The following is a 15,700-nucleotide window of genomic DNA, read 5'->3' as shown; positions in this document are numbered from 1 at the left end:
CCCTGGAGGAGCCCATGGTTTACACGATCGTGCTGGGCGTCGTGATCGTCGCGCTCGGCGTGGGCACCGTGCTCTACACGTTCTGGCACGAGGGCAGCCCCATCACCGCCCGCCGCCGGCGCCACAACGGCGCCGGCTGACGGGACGGGTCAGGGACCGGTCAACAGGCGTTCGGGCCGCGCCCGGAGCGGATGCCTCAGGCCCTGCCGGAGCGGATGCCTCAGGCCCCGCCGGAGGGAAGCCTCGCCCCGCCGGAGGCGTTCGTGCCACGCCCGGAGCGGACTCCTCAGGCTCCGCCGCGCTTGGCCGCGCTCTGCGCCTGGCCGACCGCCGCCCTGCGCTTCCACTCGCGGCGCTGTTCCGCGCGCAGCCGGGCGTCGGTGCGGGAGGCGATCCAGGCGTTCTCCCGCAGCAGTTTGCGGTAGCTGTCGAGCCTGCGCTGTCCCAGCACGCCGTCCTCGACGGCGCCGAGGACCGCGCAGCCCGGTTCCGCGGTGTGCGCGCAGTCGTGGAACCGGCAGTCCCGGGCCAGTTCCTCGATCTCGGCGAAGACCCGCTCCACCCCGGACTCCGCGTCGTACATGCCGACGCCGCGCAGCCCGGGCGTGTCGATGACCAGGCCGCCGCCGGGGACCGGCAGCAGGTCGCGGCTGGTCGTGGTGTGCCGGCCCTTGCCGTCGGCGTCCCTGATCGTCTGGACGAGCTGGGTGTCGCGGCCGGTCAGGACGTTGGCCAGGGTGGACTTGCCGGCGCCCGACTGCCCGAGCAGGACCGTGGTGCCGCCGGTGAGGGAGGCGGCCAGGGTGTCGAGTCCGGCGCCGGTCGCCGCGCTGACCGCCAGCACCGGGACGCCGGGGGCCGCGTCCTGCGTGTCGGCGACGAGGTGGCCGAGCTGCGGTTCGGGGACCAGGTCGGACTTGGTGAGCACGACCAGCGGCTGGGCCCCGGACTCCCAGGCCAGGGCGAGGAAGCGTTCGACCCGGCCGAGGTCGGGGTCGGTGGCGAGCGAGACGGCGACCACCACGTGGTCGACGTTGGCGGCCAGCACCTGGCCGTCCGACCGCTTGGAGGAACCGTTGCGGACGATGGCGCTGCGGCGCGGCAGCAGCGCCCGCACCAGCACCGGGTCGCCGGTCGTGTCCAGCGCGGCCCAGTCGCCGGTGCAGACCCAGCGGGTCGGGTCGGGCGAGGTCACCGGTGAGATGTCGGCGCGCACCGGCCCTTCGCCGGTGATGGCGTCGCAGAGGGTGCCGTGGACGCGCAGCACGCGGGCGGGGACGAGGCCCCGGGCGGCGTGCGGCGTGAAGTCAGTGTCGAGCGTGCTGTCCCAGCCGTAGCCGGAGAGCGTGGAGTTCAAGGGGAAGGCCCTTCGAGGTGAGCGAGGCTTGAGGAACGGTCGTACGGGTACGGGCGGTGCCCGGCGCGATGACGGCCATGGGTCCCACCTCCTCCTCGCTCACGCGTGCCGCTGGGGGCCTGCTCTTCGATGTCGCGGGCGACGCTACTGATCGTCCTCGTCGCCGTCCACCGATTTGTCGCCGGGCGGCGCCCCGCCGTCCCGGGAGTCCCTTGAGTCCCCGTTACCCCGGTGCTTCCCCTCGTCCCGTTCGAGTCGCCGCTTCCCCTGGCCGCCGGGCTCGTGGTGTTTGCGCAGCCGGGACCGTACGTCGTCGGGGGGCAGGAAGTCGGCCCAGCGCTCGGGGAATTCGGAGGGCGGCTCGCCGTCGTCCCCGGTGTCGGAGCCGTCGTCCTCGCCCTCTTCGTCGTCCTCGTCCTCGTCGTCGGACTCCCCCGCCGTCTCCCCGTACCGGCGTCCGGCGCGCCGGGCGGCGGCCCGGGCCACGACCTCCGCCGCGGCCGCCTCGTTGGCCCGGGCCCGCTCCTCGCGCGCGGTGGCGGTGGCCAGCGACGGCCAGACGCGGTCGACGGCGGCGTTGACCGCGGCGCCGACCAGCACGGCGAACGCGGACACGCCGATCCACAGCAGCACCGCGACCGGCGCCGCCAGCGAGCCGTACAGGGTGGGCCCCTCGACGGTGTGGGTGAGGTAGATGCGCAGCAGGAAGCTGCCGAGCACCCACATCAGCAGCGCCACCAGCGCCCCCGGCACGTCCTCCAGCCAGGGCGAGCGCACCGGTACGGAAACGTGGTAAAGCGTCGTCAGGAACGCGATGGACAGCACCAGGACGACCGGCCAGTACAGCACCCGGACCGTCCCCGCGCTGTGCGGGATCCAGTTCACGACCGCGTCAGGTCCTGCCACCAGCAGCGGCAGCACGACCGCGCCGACGACCAGCGCGACCACGTAGAGCCCGAAGGACAGCAGCCGGGTGCGGATGATGCCGCGGCGGCCCTCCAGCCCGTACATGATGGTGATGGTGTCGACGAAGACGTTGACCGCGCGGGAGCCGGACCACAGGGCGATGACGAAGCCGACCGAGATGATGTCGGGCCGCCCGCGCCGGAAGACCGTGTCGACCAGCGGGCGCACCAGCTGGTTGACGCCCTTGCCCGACAGGACGGTGCCGGACGCGGTCAGGATGTTCTGCCGGATGTGGTCGATGGTGTGGGCGCCGAGCGCGGTGTCGAGGTAGCCGAGCGCGCCGACCAGGCCGAGCAGCAGCGGCGGCAGCGACATCAGCACGAAGAAGGCGGCCTCGGCGGCGAGGCCGGTGACGCGGTACTCCATGCACGCGTCGAAGGTGTCCTTCACCAGCAGCCAGAGCACTTTGCGCTTGGAGACCTCCGCGTACAGGGCGCGGGCCCGGTGCAACCTCCCCGGTCTCCTCGGTGGTGTTCCCTCTGCTGCGTGCACCTGCCTACCGTAGCTGTCATGGCAGTCCCTACACACACGGTGACGAACCAGGTTCCGCCCCTGGTCGCATACGACGTCTACGCGTCCGACCCGGCCCTCACCGAGGGCGTCGCACGACACGCCGCGCCCGAACGACTGGACGAGATCACCTCCGAGCTGAGCGAACTGGGCCGTTCCGCAGGCTCGGCGCAGGCACAGCGCTGGGGCGAGGAGGCGAACGCCTGCTCGCCCGTGCTGCGCACCCACGACCGCTACGGCCACCGGATCGACGAGGTCGACTTCCACCCGAGCTGGCACCGGCTGCTGGGGCACGCGGTGTCGGCCGGGCTCACCACCGCCTGGGCCCGTCCCGACGGCCACCTGCGGCGCACCGCCGGCTTCATCACCTGGACGCAGGCCGAGGCGGGCCACGGCTGCCCGCTGTCGATGACGCACGCCGCGGTGCCCGCGCTGCGCGCGGAGCCGTCGCTGGCCGCCGAGTGGGAGCCGCGGCTGACCTCGCGGACCTACGAGCCGGAGCTGATGGCGCCGGGCGCCAAGCCGGGCGCGCTGTTCGGCATGGGGATGACGGAGAAGCAGGGCGGCTCGGACGTGCGGGCCAACACCACGCGGGCCGAACCGCTGGCCGAGGAGGGCTGTTACGTCCTGACCGGCCACAAGTGGTTCTGCTCCGCGCCGATGTCGGACGGCTTCCTGGTGCTGGCGCAGGCGCCGGGCGGGCTGACCTGCTTCCTGCTGCCGAGGGTGCTGCCGGACGGCACCCGCAACCCGTTCGCCATCCAGCGGCTGAAGGACAAGCTCGGCAACCGCTCCAACGCCTCGTCCGAGGTGGAGTTCTCCGGCACCTGGGCGCGCCGGGTCGGCGAGGAGGGGCGCGGGGTCGCCACCATCATCGAGATGGTCGCGGCGACCCGGCTGGACTGCGTGTCGGGTTCGGCGGCGCTGATGCGGCAGGCGGTCGCGCAGGCGACGCACCACGCCGCGTACCGGGAGGCGTTCGGCGGCCCGCTGATCGACAAGCCGCTGATGCGCAACGTACTGGCCGACCTGGCGCTGGAGTCGGAGGCGGCGACCACGCTGGCGCTGCGGCTGGCGGCGGCGTACGACGCGGACGGCGAGCACGAGCGGCATCTGCGGCGGATCGCGGTGCCCGTCGCCAAGTACTGGGTGACGAAGCGGTGTCCCGCGGTCGCCGGGGAGGCGCTGGAGTGCCTGGGCGGCAACGGCTACGTGGAGGAGTCGGGCATGCCGCGGCTGTTCCGCGAGTCGCCGCTGAACTCGATCTGGGAGGGCTCGGGCAACGTCCAGGCGCTCGACGTACTGCGCGCGATGCAGCGGGAACCGCAGGCGCTGAACGCGTTCCTGGTGGAGATCGGGCAGGCGCGCGGCGCCGACCACCGGCTGGACGCGGCGGTCAAGGACCTGCTGACGGAACTGGGCGACCTGGAGGGCGTCGAGGCGCGGGCCCGGCGGGTGGTGGAGCGGATGGCGGTGGTGCTCCAGGGCTCGCTGCTGGTGCGGTACGCGCCCGCGCCGGTCTCCGACGCGTTCTGCGCGTCCCGGCTGGGCGGCGACTGGGGTACGGCCTTCGGCACGCTGCCGCACACGCTGGACCTGGCGGCGGTGGTGGACCGGGCGCGCCCGGTCGTGGAGTGAGCGCCGCCATGGCGTGACCGGCACGCGGGCGGGGGCGCACACGGCGATCGAGGCGCCCCCTCTTCCCCGGCCGTTCGCTCTTCGTACGCCGTCCGCGCAAACCCCTTGCTGTGTCCCCTGTTCGGGTGATTGGGGGGCGCGGACGTGGCAGGAGGCAGAAGAATACGGGTGGTGCCGCGCCGACTCGGCACCACCCCCGGTCCGCGGTCAGCGGCCCGGAGGGGGTCTGGGCTGCTGACGTGGCCCCGCCCAACTCTCCGTCAGGGCACAGACGACACACAACAGTTGCAGTACGTTGCAAGTCTCGCGACGGGGGGTTGCGGGCGCGAGCCACCCGGCGTCCGGCCGACGCGGAACGACATGGGGGGAGCGAGTCAGTGGCTTCGGTGGAGGGGCAGGCCGCGTTCGGGACGACCGGTGGGCGGGCGGCGTCGTCCGGCCAGGGCGGCGCGCCCAGACCGCTGATCGGCGAGTCGTGGCACCGCACGCTGCGCAGCGGCCTCGATCCCGACCGCCGCAACCGGCCCAGCTACCTGCCGCTGGACGAGTTGGAGGGCCTGCGCCGCAACACCCGGCTGCGGGAGATGCTGCCGACGCTGCGCGACGGGCTGTCGGCGCTGTCGGACGCCGACAGCCATCTGATGCTGGTCTGCGACACCGAGGGCCGGGTGCTGTGGCGCGACGGGAGCCGGTCGATGCGGCGCAGCGCGGACCGCCTGGAGCTGGTCGAGGGCACCGGCTGGCTGGAGGAGGTGGCCGGCACCAACGGCATCGGCACCACGCTGGTGGCCCGCAAGCCGATCCTGGTGCACGCCTCCGAACACTTCGTGCGCGCCTACCACGGGCTCAGCTGTGCGGCGGCGCCGCTGCACGACCCGTGCGACGGGCGGCTGCTGGGCGTGGTGAACGTGACCTCGCCCGCCGACTGCCGCCCCTCGGCGATGTTCGCGCTGGTGACCGCGGTCGCCAAGGTCGCCGAGGGCGAACTGCGCGCCCGGCACTGGCAGTCGGTGGGGCGGCTGCGGTCGGTCGCCGCGCCGGTGCTGGCCCGCACCGGCGGCAGGGCGATCGCGGTGGACCGGGACGGGTGGACGGCGGCGGTCACCGGGATGGCGCCGGTGGACCGGATCGCGCTGCCCGAGCGGCCGGCGGCCGGTGAGATGTGGCTGCCCGCGTTCGGCCGGTGCGCGCTGGAGCCGTTGCCGGGCGGCTGGCTGGTGCGCGTCGATCCGGGCGGGGAGCGGGAGCCGGTGGCGGCCGGGCGGGTGGTCGTGGACCTGTCGCACCCCAGGTCGTGGTCGGTGACGGTGTGCGGGGCGGTCGGCCAGTGGTCGCAGAACCTCAGTCCGCGCCACGCCGAACTGCTGCTGGCGCTGGCGCTGCGCCGGGAGGGCAGTACCGCGGCGCAGCTGGCCGCCGACCTGTTCGGGGACGCGACGCGCACGGTGACGGTACGGGCCGAACTCTCCCGGCTGCGGCGGACGTTGGCGGGGGTGCTGGCGCACCGGCCGTACCGTTTCGCCGACGAGACCGAGGTCCAACTGCGGCGTCCCGCCGACCCGTTGGACCTGCTGCCGTTCTCGACCGCGCCGGTGGTGCTGCGGGAGCGGCACCGCGCGGACGCGGGCGCTGGTGGCTCCGGGGCGGGCGGGCCCGGCGCTCGCCCGCCCCGGAGCGGCTGAAGGGGCCGGGTCAGCCGGTGTACTGCGCGAAGATCTTCGAGAAGTCGTACGGGTTCTGGGTGACGTCGGTGCACTTGTAGAGGGCGCCGGTGCAGGCGTTGGCGTCCCGGGTCTCCTCCCAGAAGGCCAGCATGCCCAGGTGCTTGCTCTGCGCGAAGCTCACCAACTGGCGGGCGTCGTCGAGCGAGAAGACGTTGCCGTCGTCGTTCTGGCCGATCATCGGGGTGACGCCGACCATCGACCACAGCTGCGCGTCGGTCCTGTCCGGGTAGAGCGCGGCGAGCTGGTCGTGGGTGGCCTGCGCGGCCTGGGTGGCGGCGGTGCCGTAGTCGACGCCGCTGCGGTAGTAGTCCATGGCCATGACGTTGACCAGGTCAATGTCGACGCCCGCGTTGATCGCCGACTTGACCACGTTGATTCCGTCCGAGGTCAGGCCCTCCGGCAGCACCGGCAGCGTCAGCGACACCTTGAGCCCCGGGTGCGCCTTCTGGAGCATCGCGATGGCCTGCGAACGGCGGTCGACGGACGCCTGGTCGGCGACGGCCGCGCCCTCGATGTCGAAGTCGACGTAACTGAGGTCGTAGGCGTCGACCACCGCGTTGTACTCGTTGAACAGCGAGGTCACGTCGGTGCAGGCCTGTGCCAGTTCGATGCCGGACTCGCCGCCGAAGGAGATCTTCACGTCGCCGCCCGCCGCGCGGACGGCGTCGATCTGGTCTTTCCCCCAAGCGGTGCGCGGGTCGTAGGCGTTGAACCAGGACGCCTTGCAGCCGACGGAGGTGACGAACGCGAGGGTGAAGTCCTTCAGGCCGCCGCCGGAGGACAGGTCACTGAGGGTGGGGGTCGGCCAGGCGCCCATGTCGACGTACGGGGCGACGTGCACCGGCACCGAGGGCGGCACGGGGGTCGGCGTGGGGGTGGGGGTCGGCGTCGGGGTGGGCGTGCCCCCGGTGCCGGTGGCGAGGGTGAAGTCGTCGGCGGCGTAGGCGCCTTGGCCGTACCAGCCGTGCACGTAGACGCTGACGCTGGAGGTGGACGCGCCGGTGGTGAACGTGGTGCTCAGCTGCTGCCAGCCGGAACCGCTGCCGGAGGTCCAGGTGCTCGGGTCGGTGCCGCCGGTGCCGCTCGCGCCGAGGTAAGCGTAGGAGCCCTGCACCCAGGCGGCCAGCGTGTAGGTGGTCCTGGGCTGGACGGCGACGGTCTGCGCGCACTGGGCGGTGTCGCTCGCGGTGGGCGTGGCGTGCAGCGCGTACGAGCCGGTGTGGGCGCCCGAGGCGACCGAACCGGTGGAGCCGTCGCACGACCACGGCGACAGGGTGCCGGACTCGAAGCCCGCGTTCTGGATGCCTGCGTCGTCGGCGTGGGCGTGGCCGGGCAGCGCGGCGGTCAGCGCGCCGGCGAGGCCTAACGCGGCGACGGCGGTGGCGGCGGTCAACGCCCGTCTGCGGTGCTGCGGTCGGCGTTCCGTGGGCATGGCGATGCGCCTCCTGAGGGGGGTGGGGGTGAGCGGGGCAGCGCACCCCTCAAGTTGGACTAGACCAACGGAGGCGTCAAGGGTTCGGGCACGATGCGAACGGGCCCCGCAGGCACGGCCGTCCGCACTACGCCGCGCCCGCCGTCCGCGCCACGCCGCGCCGCCGTCCGCACCCCCGCCGCACCGCCGTCCGCGCCACCGCCACACCCGCGCCCGAACCGTGGTTGGGTGGTCCGCATGGACAGCCGCGCCGCCGCCGTGACCACCTGGTCGCTCGAACAGACCTCCCCCGCCGACCTCGCACCCGCCGCCGTCCCCGATGCGGACGCGGGCGTGCGGATCGTCCGGGCGCAGGTGCCGTGCGCGGCGTTCAGCCGGTTCCTGTACACCGCGGTCGGCGCGGACGTCTCCTGGGTGGACCGCCTGCCCTGGTCGCCCGAGCAGTGGCAGCGGTACCTGGAGCAGCCGGGCGTGGAGACCTGGGTCGCCTACCGGCACGGCACCCCGGCCGGGTACATCGAGCTGGCGGCGCGGGACGACGGGCAGGTCGAGATCGTCTACTTCGGACTGCTGCCCGCGTCCCGGGGGCTCGGCATCGGCGGGCATCTGCTGTCGTACGGCACCGCCCGGGCCTGGGACCTGGCCGGACGCCGGCCGGGGCAGGCGCCGACCGAGCGGGTGTGGCTGCACACGTGCAGCCTGGACGGGCCGTACGCACGGGCCAACTACGAGCGGCGCGGCTTCCGCCTCTTCGCCACCGAGGTGTCCCCGGCCCCGGCGGCCGGCCCCGCGGGGCACTCCGCCGTCCCCGCGTCAACCACCACGGCGGCATCGTGACCGGCACCACATCCATCTCACCTGTCGAGCCATAGAAGTCCACTATGTGGATACTGGTGGACTGCCTCGAGACCGCCGTGCCACGCTTCCGTCATGTCTCGCGCTGGAATCGCCTTGGTAGGTCGACTGCACGTCGACCTCGGCCGCATGTCCAGCGCCATCTGTCCGGCGAGCTGACGTCCAGCGCCACTTGAGCCCCACGCCCTCCCGTCACCGCTGACGCGCGGGCCCCCGCTGCGCCGTTCTCGCAGGTCAGGGCGGCCCCGTGGATCCGCGCCCCCGTACCGAGCCGCCCGAAGGACCGCATCCGCATGGCCATCACGCCCGAGCAGCCGAAGGCCGCACCGTCCCACCGCAAGGCAGGCCGCCACCGTGGCGAGGGACAGTGGGCCGCGGGGCACCTGACCCCGCTCAACGGCAACGAGCAGACCAAGAAGGACGACGACGGTCTCAACGTTCGGACACGCATTGAGACGATCTACGCCCACCGCGGTTTCGACTCGATCGACGGCGCGGACCTGCGCGGCCGGATGCGCTGGTGGGGCCTGTACACCCAGCGCAAGCCCGGCATCGACGGCGGCAAGACGGCCATCCTGGAGCCGGAGGAGCTGGACGACGAGTTCTTCATGCTGCGCGTGCGCATCGACGGCGGGCGGCTGACGACCGACCAGCTGCGGGTGATCGGCGAGGTCTCGCAGGAGTTCGCCCGCGGCACCGCGGACATCACCGACCGGCAGAACATCCAGCTGCACTGGGTGCGCATCGAGGACGTCCCGGAGATCTGGCGCCGCCTCGAAGGCGTGGGCCTGTCGACCACCGAGGCGTGCGGCGACACCCCGCGCGTCATCCTGGGCTCGCCGGTCGCCGGGATCGCCGAGGACGAGATCATCGACGGCACGCCCGCCATCGAGGAGATCCAGCGCCGTGTCATCGGCAACAAGGCGTTCTCCAACCTGCCGCGCAAGTTCAAGTCGGCGATCTCCGGCTCGCCGTCGCTGGACGTGGCCCACGAGATCAACGACATCTCGTTCGTCGGCGTCGTCCACCCCGAGCACGGGCCCGGGTTCGACCTGTGGGTCGGCGGCGGGCTGTCCACCAACCCGAAGATCGGCGTGCGGCTCGGCGCCTGGGTCCCGCTGGAGGACGTGCCGGAGGTCTACGAGGGCGTCATCTCGATCTTCCGTGACTACGGCTACCGTCGGCTGCGCAACCGCGCGCGGCTGAAGTTCCTGGTCGCCGACTGGGGCGCGGAGCGCTTCCGCGAGGTGCTGGAGCGCGAGTACCTGCTGCGTACGCTGATCGACGGCCCCGCGCCCGACCAGCCCGTCTCCCGCTGGCGCGACCACGTCGGCGTGCACCGGCAGCGGGACGGCCGCTTCTACGTGGGGTTCGCACCGCGCGTCGGCCGGGTGGACGGCACCACGCTGACGAAGATCGCCGACCTCGCCCAGGCGCACGGCTCGGGCCGGCTGCGCACCACCGTCGAGCAGAAGATGATCGTGCTGGACGTGACCGAGGACCAGGTCGAGTCCCTGGTGGCGGGCCTGGAGGCACTGGACTTCCAGGTGAACCCCTCCCCGTTCCGGCGCGGCACGATGGCCTGCACCGGCATCGAGTTCTGCAAGCTGGCGATCGTGGAGACCAAGGCGCGCGGCGCCGCGCTCATCGACGAACTGGAGCGCAGGCTCCCGGACTTCGACGAGCCGATCACCATCAACGTCAACGGCTGCCCCAACGCCTGCGCCCGTATCCAGACCGCCGACATCGGCCTGAAGGGCCAGTTGGTGCTGAACGACGACGGCGAGCAGGTCGAGGGCTTCCAGGTGCACCTGGGCGGCGCGCTCGGCCTCGACGCGGGCTTCGGCCGCAAGGTGCGCGGCCTGAAGGTGACCTCGGACGAACTGCCCGACTACGTCGAGCGCGTGCTGACCCGGTACCAGGCGGAGCGCGAGGACGACGAGCGCTTCGCGACCTGGGCGGCGCGGGCCTCCGAGGAGGCGCTGTCGTGAGCGAGCGAGCGGCCCCGTTCTACTGCCCGTACTGCGGCGACGAGGACCTGCGCCCGTCCGAAGAAGGGCACGGGGCGTGGGAATGCGCCGCGTGCAATCGCGCGTTCCGGCTGTCGTTCCTGGGGCTTCTGGCCAAGGGCCTGCGGCACGGCAACGGCGAAGGGGGCGAAGCATCATGACGAGCAGTCAGCAAGGTGTCGAGCGTCAATACCCGCGCACCGACGAGGAGTTGCGGGAGCTGGCCGAGCGGGCGGGACGCGAGCTGGAGGACGCGGACGCGCTGGAGATCCTGCGCTGGGCCACGACGGCCTTCGGCGCGCGGTTCTGCGTGACGTCCTCGATGGAGGACGCGGTCGTGGCACATCTGGCCTCCCGGGTGGCGCCCGGCGTGGACGTGGTCTTCCTGGACACCGGCTACCACTTCCCCGAGACCATCGGCACCCGCGACGCGGTGGCCGCCGTGATGGACGTGAACGTCATCACCCTGACGCCGCGTCAGTCGGTGGCGGAGCAGGACGCCGAGCACGGCCCGAAGCTGCACGACCGCGACCCGGACCTGTGCTGCGCGCTGCGCAAGGTCCGGCCGCTCGAAGAGGGGCTGGCCGGGTACGACGCGTGGGCGACGGGACTGCGCCGCGACGAGTCGCCGACCCGGGCGGACACCCTGGTCGTGGGCTGGGACGCCAGGCGCCGCAAGGTGAAGGTCTCCCCCATCGCGCGCTGGACGCAAGGAGACGTCGAGGCGTACGTGACCGAGCACGGCGTGCTCACCAACCCGCTGCTGATGGACGGTTACGCGTCGGTCGGCTGCGCGCCGTGCACCCGCCGGGTGCTTCCGGGCGAGGACGCCAGGGCGGGGCGCTGGGCGGGGCGGACCAAGACCGAGTGCGGACTGCACGGCTGATGACCACCGGACGACACGTGGCCGCGACGGCGGCCGCGACGGCACAGGAGATACCCATGGGCGTGACGGACCAGGGGGCCACGGTGTGGCTCACCGGTCTGCCGAGCGCGGGCAAGACCACCATCGCGCACGCGCTGGCGGACCGGCTGCGCGGCGAGGGCCACCGGGTGGAGGTGCTCGACGGCGACGAGATCCGCGAGTTCCTCTCCGCGGGCCTCGGCTTCAGCCGCGAGGACCGGCACGTCAACGTGCAACGCATCGGTTTCGTCGCCGAGTTGCTGGCCTCGCACGGGGTCAAGGCGCTCGTGCCGGTCATCGCGCCGTACGCCGACAGCCGCGAGGCGGTCCGCAAGCGGCACGAGGCCGCCGGCACCCGGTACCTGGAGGTGCACGTGGCGACGCCGGTCGAGGTCTGCTCGGTGCGCGACGTCAAGGGCCTGTACGCGAAGCAGGCGGCCGGGCAGCTGTCCGGCCTGACCGGCGTCGACGACCCGTACGAGGCGCCCGCGGCGCCGGACCTGCGCATCGAGACGCACACCCAGGACGTGTCGGGATCCGCCGCCGCGCTGCACGCGCTGCTCACGGAGAGGGGACTGGCGTGACCACCGCGACCCAGCGTGCCGGGGACACCGGCAGCCCGTACGCGTTCAGCCACCTCGACGCCCTGGAGTCCGAGGCGGTGCACATCTTCCGTGAGGTGGCGGGCGAGTTCGAGCGGCCGGTGATCCTGTTCTCCGGCGGCAAGGACTCCATCGTCATGCTGCACCTGGCGCTGAAGGCCTTCTCGCCCGCGCCGGTGCCGTTCGGGCTGCTGCACGTGGACACCGGGCACAACTTCCCCGAGGTCATCGCGTACCGCGACCGCACGGTGGAGCAACACGGCCTGCGGCTGCACGTGGCGTCGGTGCAGGACTACATCGACGACGGGCGGCTGCGCGAGCGCCCCGACGGCACCCGCAACCCGTTGCAGACCGTGCCGCTGCTGGACGCCATCAACGAGGGCCGCTACGACGCGGTGTTCGGCGGCGGGCGGCGCGACGAGGAGAAGGCGCGGGCGAAGGAGCGGGTGTTCAGCCTGCGCGACGAGTTCGGCGCCTGGGACCCGCGCCGCCAGCGCCCGGAGCTGTGGCAGCTCTACAACGGCCGCCACGCGCCCGGCGAGCACGTGCGCGTCTTCCCGCTGTCGAACTGGACCGAGCTGGACGTGTGGCAGTACATCGCCCGCGAGGGCGTCGAACTGCCGGAGATCTACTACGCGCACGAGCGCGACGTGTTCTCCCGCAGCGGCATGTGGCTGACCGCGGGCGAGTGGGGCGGGCCGAAGGACGACGAGCCGGTGCAGCGGCGGCTGATCCGCTACCGCACCGTCGGCGACATGTCGTGCACCGGCGCGGTCGACTCGGACGCCGCCACCATCGAGCAGGTCATCGCCGAGATCGCCGCGTCGCGGCTCACCGAACGCGGTGCGACGAGGGCCGACGACAAGCTGTCGGAGGCCGCCATGGAGGACCGCAAGCGCGAGGGGTACTTCTAGCCATGACCGAAACCCTGACCGACACCCTGGACGTCTCGGCCACCTCGCTGCTGCGTTTCGCCACGGCCGGTTCGGTGGACGACGGCAAGTCCACGCTCGTCGGACGGCTGCTGCACGACTCGAAGTCGGTGCTCGCCGACCAGTTGGAGGCCGTCGAGGCGGCGTCGCTGCGCCGCGGGCAGGACGCGCCGGACCTGGCGCTGCTCACCGACGGGCTGCGCGCCGAGCGCGAGCAGGGCATCACCATCGACGTGGCCTACCGCTACTTCGCCACCCCCAGGCGGCGGTTCATCCTCGCCGACACCCCCGGCCACGTGCAGTACACCCGCAACATGGTCACCGGTGCCTCGACCGCCGAGCTGGCCGTGGTGCTGGTGGACGCGCGCAACGGCGTGGTGGAGCAGACCCGCAGGCACGCCGCGGTGGCCGCGCTGCTGCGGGTGCCGCACGTGGTGCTCGCCGTCAACAAGATGGACCTGGTGGAGTACGCGGAGCCGGTCTTCGCCGCGATCGCCGAGGAGTTCACCGCCTACGCGGCCTCCCTCGGCGTCCCGGAGATCACCGCGATCCCCATCTCGGCGCTGGCCGGGGACAACGTGGTGACGCCGTCGGCGCACATGGACTGGTACGGCGGCCCGACGATCCTGGAGCACCTGGAGACGGTGCCGGTGGGCACCGACCCGGCGCACGACCCCGCGCGCTTCCCCGTGCAGTACGTGATCCGCCCGCAGACCGCCGAACACCACGACTACCGCGGCTACGCGGGCCGGATCGCCTCCGGTGTGCTGCGGGTCGGCGACCCGGTGACCGTGCTGCCGTCCGGCGCTACCTCCACGATCGCCGCGATCGACGCGCTGGGCGAGCGGGTGGACGCGGCGTGGGCACCGCAGTCGGTGACCGTGCTCCTCGCCGACGACGTGGACCTCTCGCGCGGCGACCTGATCGCGCCGACCGCGGCCGCCCCGGTGCCCACCCAGGACGTCGAGGCGACCGTGTGCCACCTGCACGAGCGGCCGTTGCGGGTCGGCGAGCGGGTGCTGCTCAAGCACGGCACCCGTACCGTCAAGGCGATCGTCAAGCGGCTGCCGTACCGGATCAACCTGACCGAGGGCCTGGCGCACGAGGACGAGCCGGAGCGGCTGGACGTCAACGACATCGGCGCGGTCGTGCTGCGCACCGCCGAGCCGCTGCCGCTGGACGCGTACGCGGACTCGCGGCTGACCGGTTCCTTCGTGCTGATCGACCCGGCGGACGGCTCGACGCTGACCGCGGGCATGACCGGCGAGCCGTTCGCGGCACCGGCGACGAAGGCGGAGCAGGCCGCGGCGGACGACGAGGGGTGGGACTTCTGATGAGGAACGGGATGACGGAACCGTTCTCCGGCCTCGCGGGGACGGAACGGTTCTCCGGCCTCGCTGCGGCGGAACGGTTCTCCAGGTTCGCCGGGACGGAACGGTTCTCCGGGTTCGCCAAGGAAGGCGGCCGAATCGGTGGCGGCCGAATCGGCAGCGGGCAGGGCGGGGTGGCGCGATGTGCGCGATGACCACGCGAGACCTGCCGTGCACCGCCCCGTACCACCCCCGATCATCCCCCTGACCCGGTCGCGCCGCAGCGCGCAGGCCGGGCCATCGAGAGGACACCCTCACCCGTGACCGCCGCTCGTTCCACCACCGCACGTTCCGCGGGCAGACGCCTCGGCCGCGTCCCCGCCACCGCCGCCCTGCTGGCGCTGCTCGCCGGCACCCTGGCCGCCTGCGGCTACGGCTCCAAGTCCGACGACTCCGCGAGCGCCCAGCCGGCCGCCAGCGGCAAGAAGCTGTCCGCCGACTCCGTGACGATCGGCTACTTCGCCAACGTCACCCACGCCACCGCGCTGGTCGGCCTCCAGCAGGGCATCTTCCAGAAGGACCTGGGCGGCACGCAGGTCAAGACGCAGGTCTTCAACGCCGGTCCCACCGAGATCGAGGCGCTCAACGCGGGCGCCGTGGACATCGCCTGGGTCGGCCCCTCCCCCGCCATCAACGGCTACACCAAGTCGCACGGCCAGGACCTGAAGATCATCTCCGGTGCGACCTCGGGCGGCGCCTCGCTCGTCGTCAACCCCAAGAAGATCGGAAGCGTCGACGACCTCAAGGGGAAGACCATCGCCACCCCGCAGCTGGGCAACACCCAGGACGTGGCGCTGCTCAACTACCTGGCGGGCAAGGGCTACAAGGAGAACGCCCAGTCCGGCAAGGGCGACGTCAAGGTCGACCGGATCGACAACAAGACCGTGGTGAGCGCCTTCAAGCAGGGCCAGGTGGACGGCGCCTGGGTGCCGGAGCCGACCGCCTCGCAGCTGGTCGCCGAGGGCGGCAAGAGGCTGATCAACGAGAACTCCCTGTGGCCGGGCGCCAAGTTCGTCACCACCAACGTCGTCGTCTCGCAGTCGTTCCTCAAGGCCCACCCGGACGTCGTGCGGGCCGTGCTCAAGGGCTCGGTCGAGACCAACGCCTGGATCAAGGCGAACCCGTCCGGCGCCAAGCAGGCCATCAACGAGCAGCTGCTGAAGCTCGGCGGCAAGAAGCTGCCGGACACCGTCCTCGACTCGGCCTTCGCCAACATCGAGACGACCGACGACCCGCTGGCCTCCACCCTCGGCAGCGAGGCCGACCACGCGGTCAAGGCCGGACTGCTCCAGAAGCCCGACCTGTCCGGCATCTACGACCTGGCACCGCTCGACGCAGTCCTGAAGTCCGAGGGCAGGCCCGCCGTGTCCGACGCGGGCCTGTGACCGTTCGACGTCCCCA

At 72.6% G+C, this 15,700-nt stretch carries 15 protein-coding genes; 12 read left to right on the top strand and 3 right to left on the bottom strand.

All coding sequences use genetic code 11. The annotated features are described in order from the left end of the window. Positions 1-14 precede the first annotated feature (14 nt). Positions 15-140 carry a hypothetical protein gene (locus tag K7472_RS33235; RefSeq protein ID WP_289678988.1) on the top strand — a complete coding sequence of 42 codons (126 nt, stop codon included), beginning with the start codon at positions 15-17 and terminating at the stop codon, positions 138-140. Positions 141-286: 146 nt separating this feature from the next. Here the strand turns inward: K7472_RS33235 and rsgA are convergent, their stop codons facing one another. Together rsgA and K7472_RS13115 are read right to left on the bottom strand one after the other, a co-directional pair. Next, entirely contained in the window at positions 287-1,357 is a 1,071-nt protein-coding gene (rsgA, locus tag K7472_RS13120; RefSeq protein ID WP_222977378.1) for a ribosome small subunit-dependent GTPase A, read from the bottom strand. Between the two features lie 144 nt (positions 1,358-1,501). Beyond that, positions 1,502-2,815 carry a YihY/virulence factor BrkB family protein gene (locus K7472_RS13115; RefSeq protein WP_222977376.1) on the bottom strand — a complete coding sequence of 438 codons (1,314 nt, stop codon included), beginning with the start codon at positions 2,813-2,815 and terminating at the stop codon, positions 1,502-1,504. An 18-nt stretch (positions 2,816-2,833) separates the two neighbouring features. Between K7472_RS13115 and K7472_RS13110 the strand changes: the two genes are divergently transcribed. Next, positions 2,834-4,471, top strand: a complete 1,638-nt coding sequence (locus K7472_RS13110; RefSeq protein WP_222977374.1) for an acyl-CoA dehydrogenase family protein — start codon at positions 2,834-2,836, stop codon at positions 4,469-4,471. 377 nt (positions 4,472-4,848) lie between these two features. Continuing rightward, complete coding sequence (locus K7472_RS13105) at positions 4,849-6,153, top strand: GAF domain-containing protein (protein WP_308013890.1); 1,305 nt, start codon at positions 4,849-4,851, stop codon at positions 6,151-6,153. 10 nt (positions 6,154-6,163) lie between these two features. On the opposite strand, the gene K7472_RS13100 is transcribed toward K7472_RS13105, so the two are convergent. Further along, on the bottom strand, positions 6,164-7,627 hold the full coding sequence (locus K7472_RS13100) for a carbohydrate binding domain-containing protein (protein WP_222977370.1): 1,464 nt from the start codon (positions 7,625-7,627) through the stop codon (positions 6,164-6,166). Between the two features lie 237 nt (positions 7,628-7,864). Here K7472_RS13100 and K7472_RS13095 point away from each other — a divergent pair, with 237 nt between their 5' ends. The 9 genes from K7472_RS13095 (at position 7,865) to K7472_RS13060 (ending at position 15,684) form a co-directional block, all read left to right on the top strand. Then, positions 7,865-8,464 (top strand): GNAT family N-acetyltransferase, encoded by a 600-nt coding sequence (locus K7472_RS13095; RefSeq protein WP_222977368.1) that lies wholly within the window; start codon positions 7,865-7,867, stop codon positions 8,462-8,464. Between the two features lie 93 nt (positions 8,465-8,557). Further along, a complete protein-coding gene (locus K7472_RS33695; protein ID WP_342673503.1) occupies positions 8,558-8,641 on the top strand; it encodes a putative leader peptide in 84 nt (27 codons plus the stop codon). A gap of 134 nt (positions 8,642-8,775) precedes the next feature. Beyond that, a complete protein-coding gene (locus K7472_RS13090; protein ID WP_222977366.1) occupies positions 8,776-10,473 on the top strand; it encodes a nitrite/sulfite reductase in 1,698 nt (565 codons plus the stop codon). Continuing rightward, complete coding sequence (locus tag K7472_RS13085) at positions 10,470-10,652, top strand: hypothetical protein (protein WP_222977358.1); 183 nt, start codon at positions 10,470-10,472, stop codon at positions 10,650-10,652. The genes K7472_RS13090 and K7472_RS13085 overlap by 4 nt, the downstream gene beginning before the upstream one ends. Further along, positions 10,649-11,377, top strand: coding sequence for a phosphoadenylyl-sulfate reductase (locus K7472_RS13080; protein ID WP_222977357.1), 729 nt, complete (start codon positions 10,649-10,651; stop codon positions 11,375-11,377). The genes K7472_RS13085 and K7472_RS13080 overlap by 4 nt, the downstream gene beginning before the upstream one ends. Then, the gene (cysC, locus tag K7472_RS13075; RefSeq protein ID WP_372457957.1) at positions 11,377-11,979 is read left to right on the top strand and encodes an adenylyl-sulfate kinase; all 603 of its coding nucleotides are present in this window, start codon (positions 11,377-11,379) and stop codon (positions 11,977-11,979) included. The genes K7472_RS13080 and cysC overlap by 1 nt, the downstream gene beginning before the upstream one ends. Further along, positions 11,976-12,911, top strand: a complete 936-nt coding sequence (gene cysD, locus K7472_RS13070) for a sulfate adenylyltransferase subunit CysD (protein ID WP_222977355.1) — start codon at positions 11,976-11,978, stop codon at positions 12,909-12,911. Before cysC ends, cysD begins: the two co-directional genes overlap by 4 nt. A gap of 2 nt (positions 12,912-12,913) precedes the next feature. Next, a complete protein-coding gene (locus K7472_RS13065; RefSeq protein ID WP_222977354.1) occupies positions 12,914-14,263 on the top strand; it encodes a sulfate adenylyltransferase subunit 1 in 1,350 nt (449 codons plus the stop codon). Positions 14,264-14,559: 296 nt separating this feature from the next. Then, positions 14,560-15,684, top strand: coding sequence for an aliphatic sulfonate ABC transporter substrate-binding protein (locus K7472_RS13060; RefSeq protein WP_222977353.1), 1,125 nt, complete (start codon positions 14,560-14,562; stop codon positions 15,682-15,684). Positions 15,685-15,700 lie beyond the last annotated feature (16 nt).

It is taken from the genome of Streptantibioticus parmotrematis, from assembly GCF_019890615.1.
In the GTDB taxonomy this organism is placed as follows: Bacteria; Actinomycetota; Actinomycetes; order Streptomycetales; family Streptomycetaceae; genus Streptantibioticus_D; species Streptantibioticus_D parmotrematis.
This window is presented reverse-complemented; position numbering and strand designations above follow the sequence as displayed.

Excerpts from the sequence above, each read along its gene's own strand:
- cysC (WP_372457957.1), top strand. The coding sequence starts at position 11,377 with ATGACCACCGGACGACACGTGGCCGCGACGGCGGCCGCGACGGCACAG.
- K7472_RS13100 (WP_222977370.1), bottom strand. The coding sequence starts at position 7,627 with ATGCCCACGGAACGCCGACCGCAGCACCGCAGACGGGCGTTGACCGCC.
- K7472_RS13065 (WP_222977354.1), top strand. The coding sequence starts at position 12,914 with ATGACCGAAACCCTGACCGACACCCTGGACGTCTCGGCCACCTCGCTG.
- K7472_RS13080 (WP_222977357.1), top strand. The coding sequence starts at position 10,649 with ATGACGAGCAGTCAGCAAGGTGTCGAGCGTCAATACCCGCGCACCGAC.
- K7472_RS13090 (WP_222977366.1), top strand. The coding sequence starts at position 8,776 with ATGGCCATCACGCCCGAGCAGCCGAAGGCCGCACCGTCCCACCGCAAG.
- K7472_RS33235 (WP_289678988.1), top strand. The coding sequence starts at position 15 with ATGGTTTACACGATCGTGCTGGGCGTCGTGATCGTCGCGCTCGGCGTG.
- K7472_RS13095 (WP_222977368.1), top strand. The coding sequence starts at position 7,865 with ATGGACAGCCGCGCCGCCGCCGTGACCACCTGGTCGCTCGAACAGACC.
- K7472_RS13110 (WP_222977374.1), top strand. The coding sequence starts at position 2,834 with ATGGCAGTCCCTACACACACGGTGACGAACCAGGTTCCGCCCCTGGTC.
- K7472_RS33695 (WP_342673503.1), top strand. The coding sequence starts at position 8,558 with ATGTCTCGCGCTGGAATCGCCTTGGTAGGTCGACTGCACGTCGACCTC.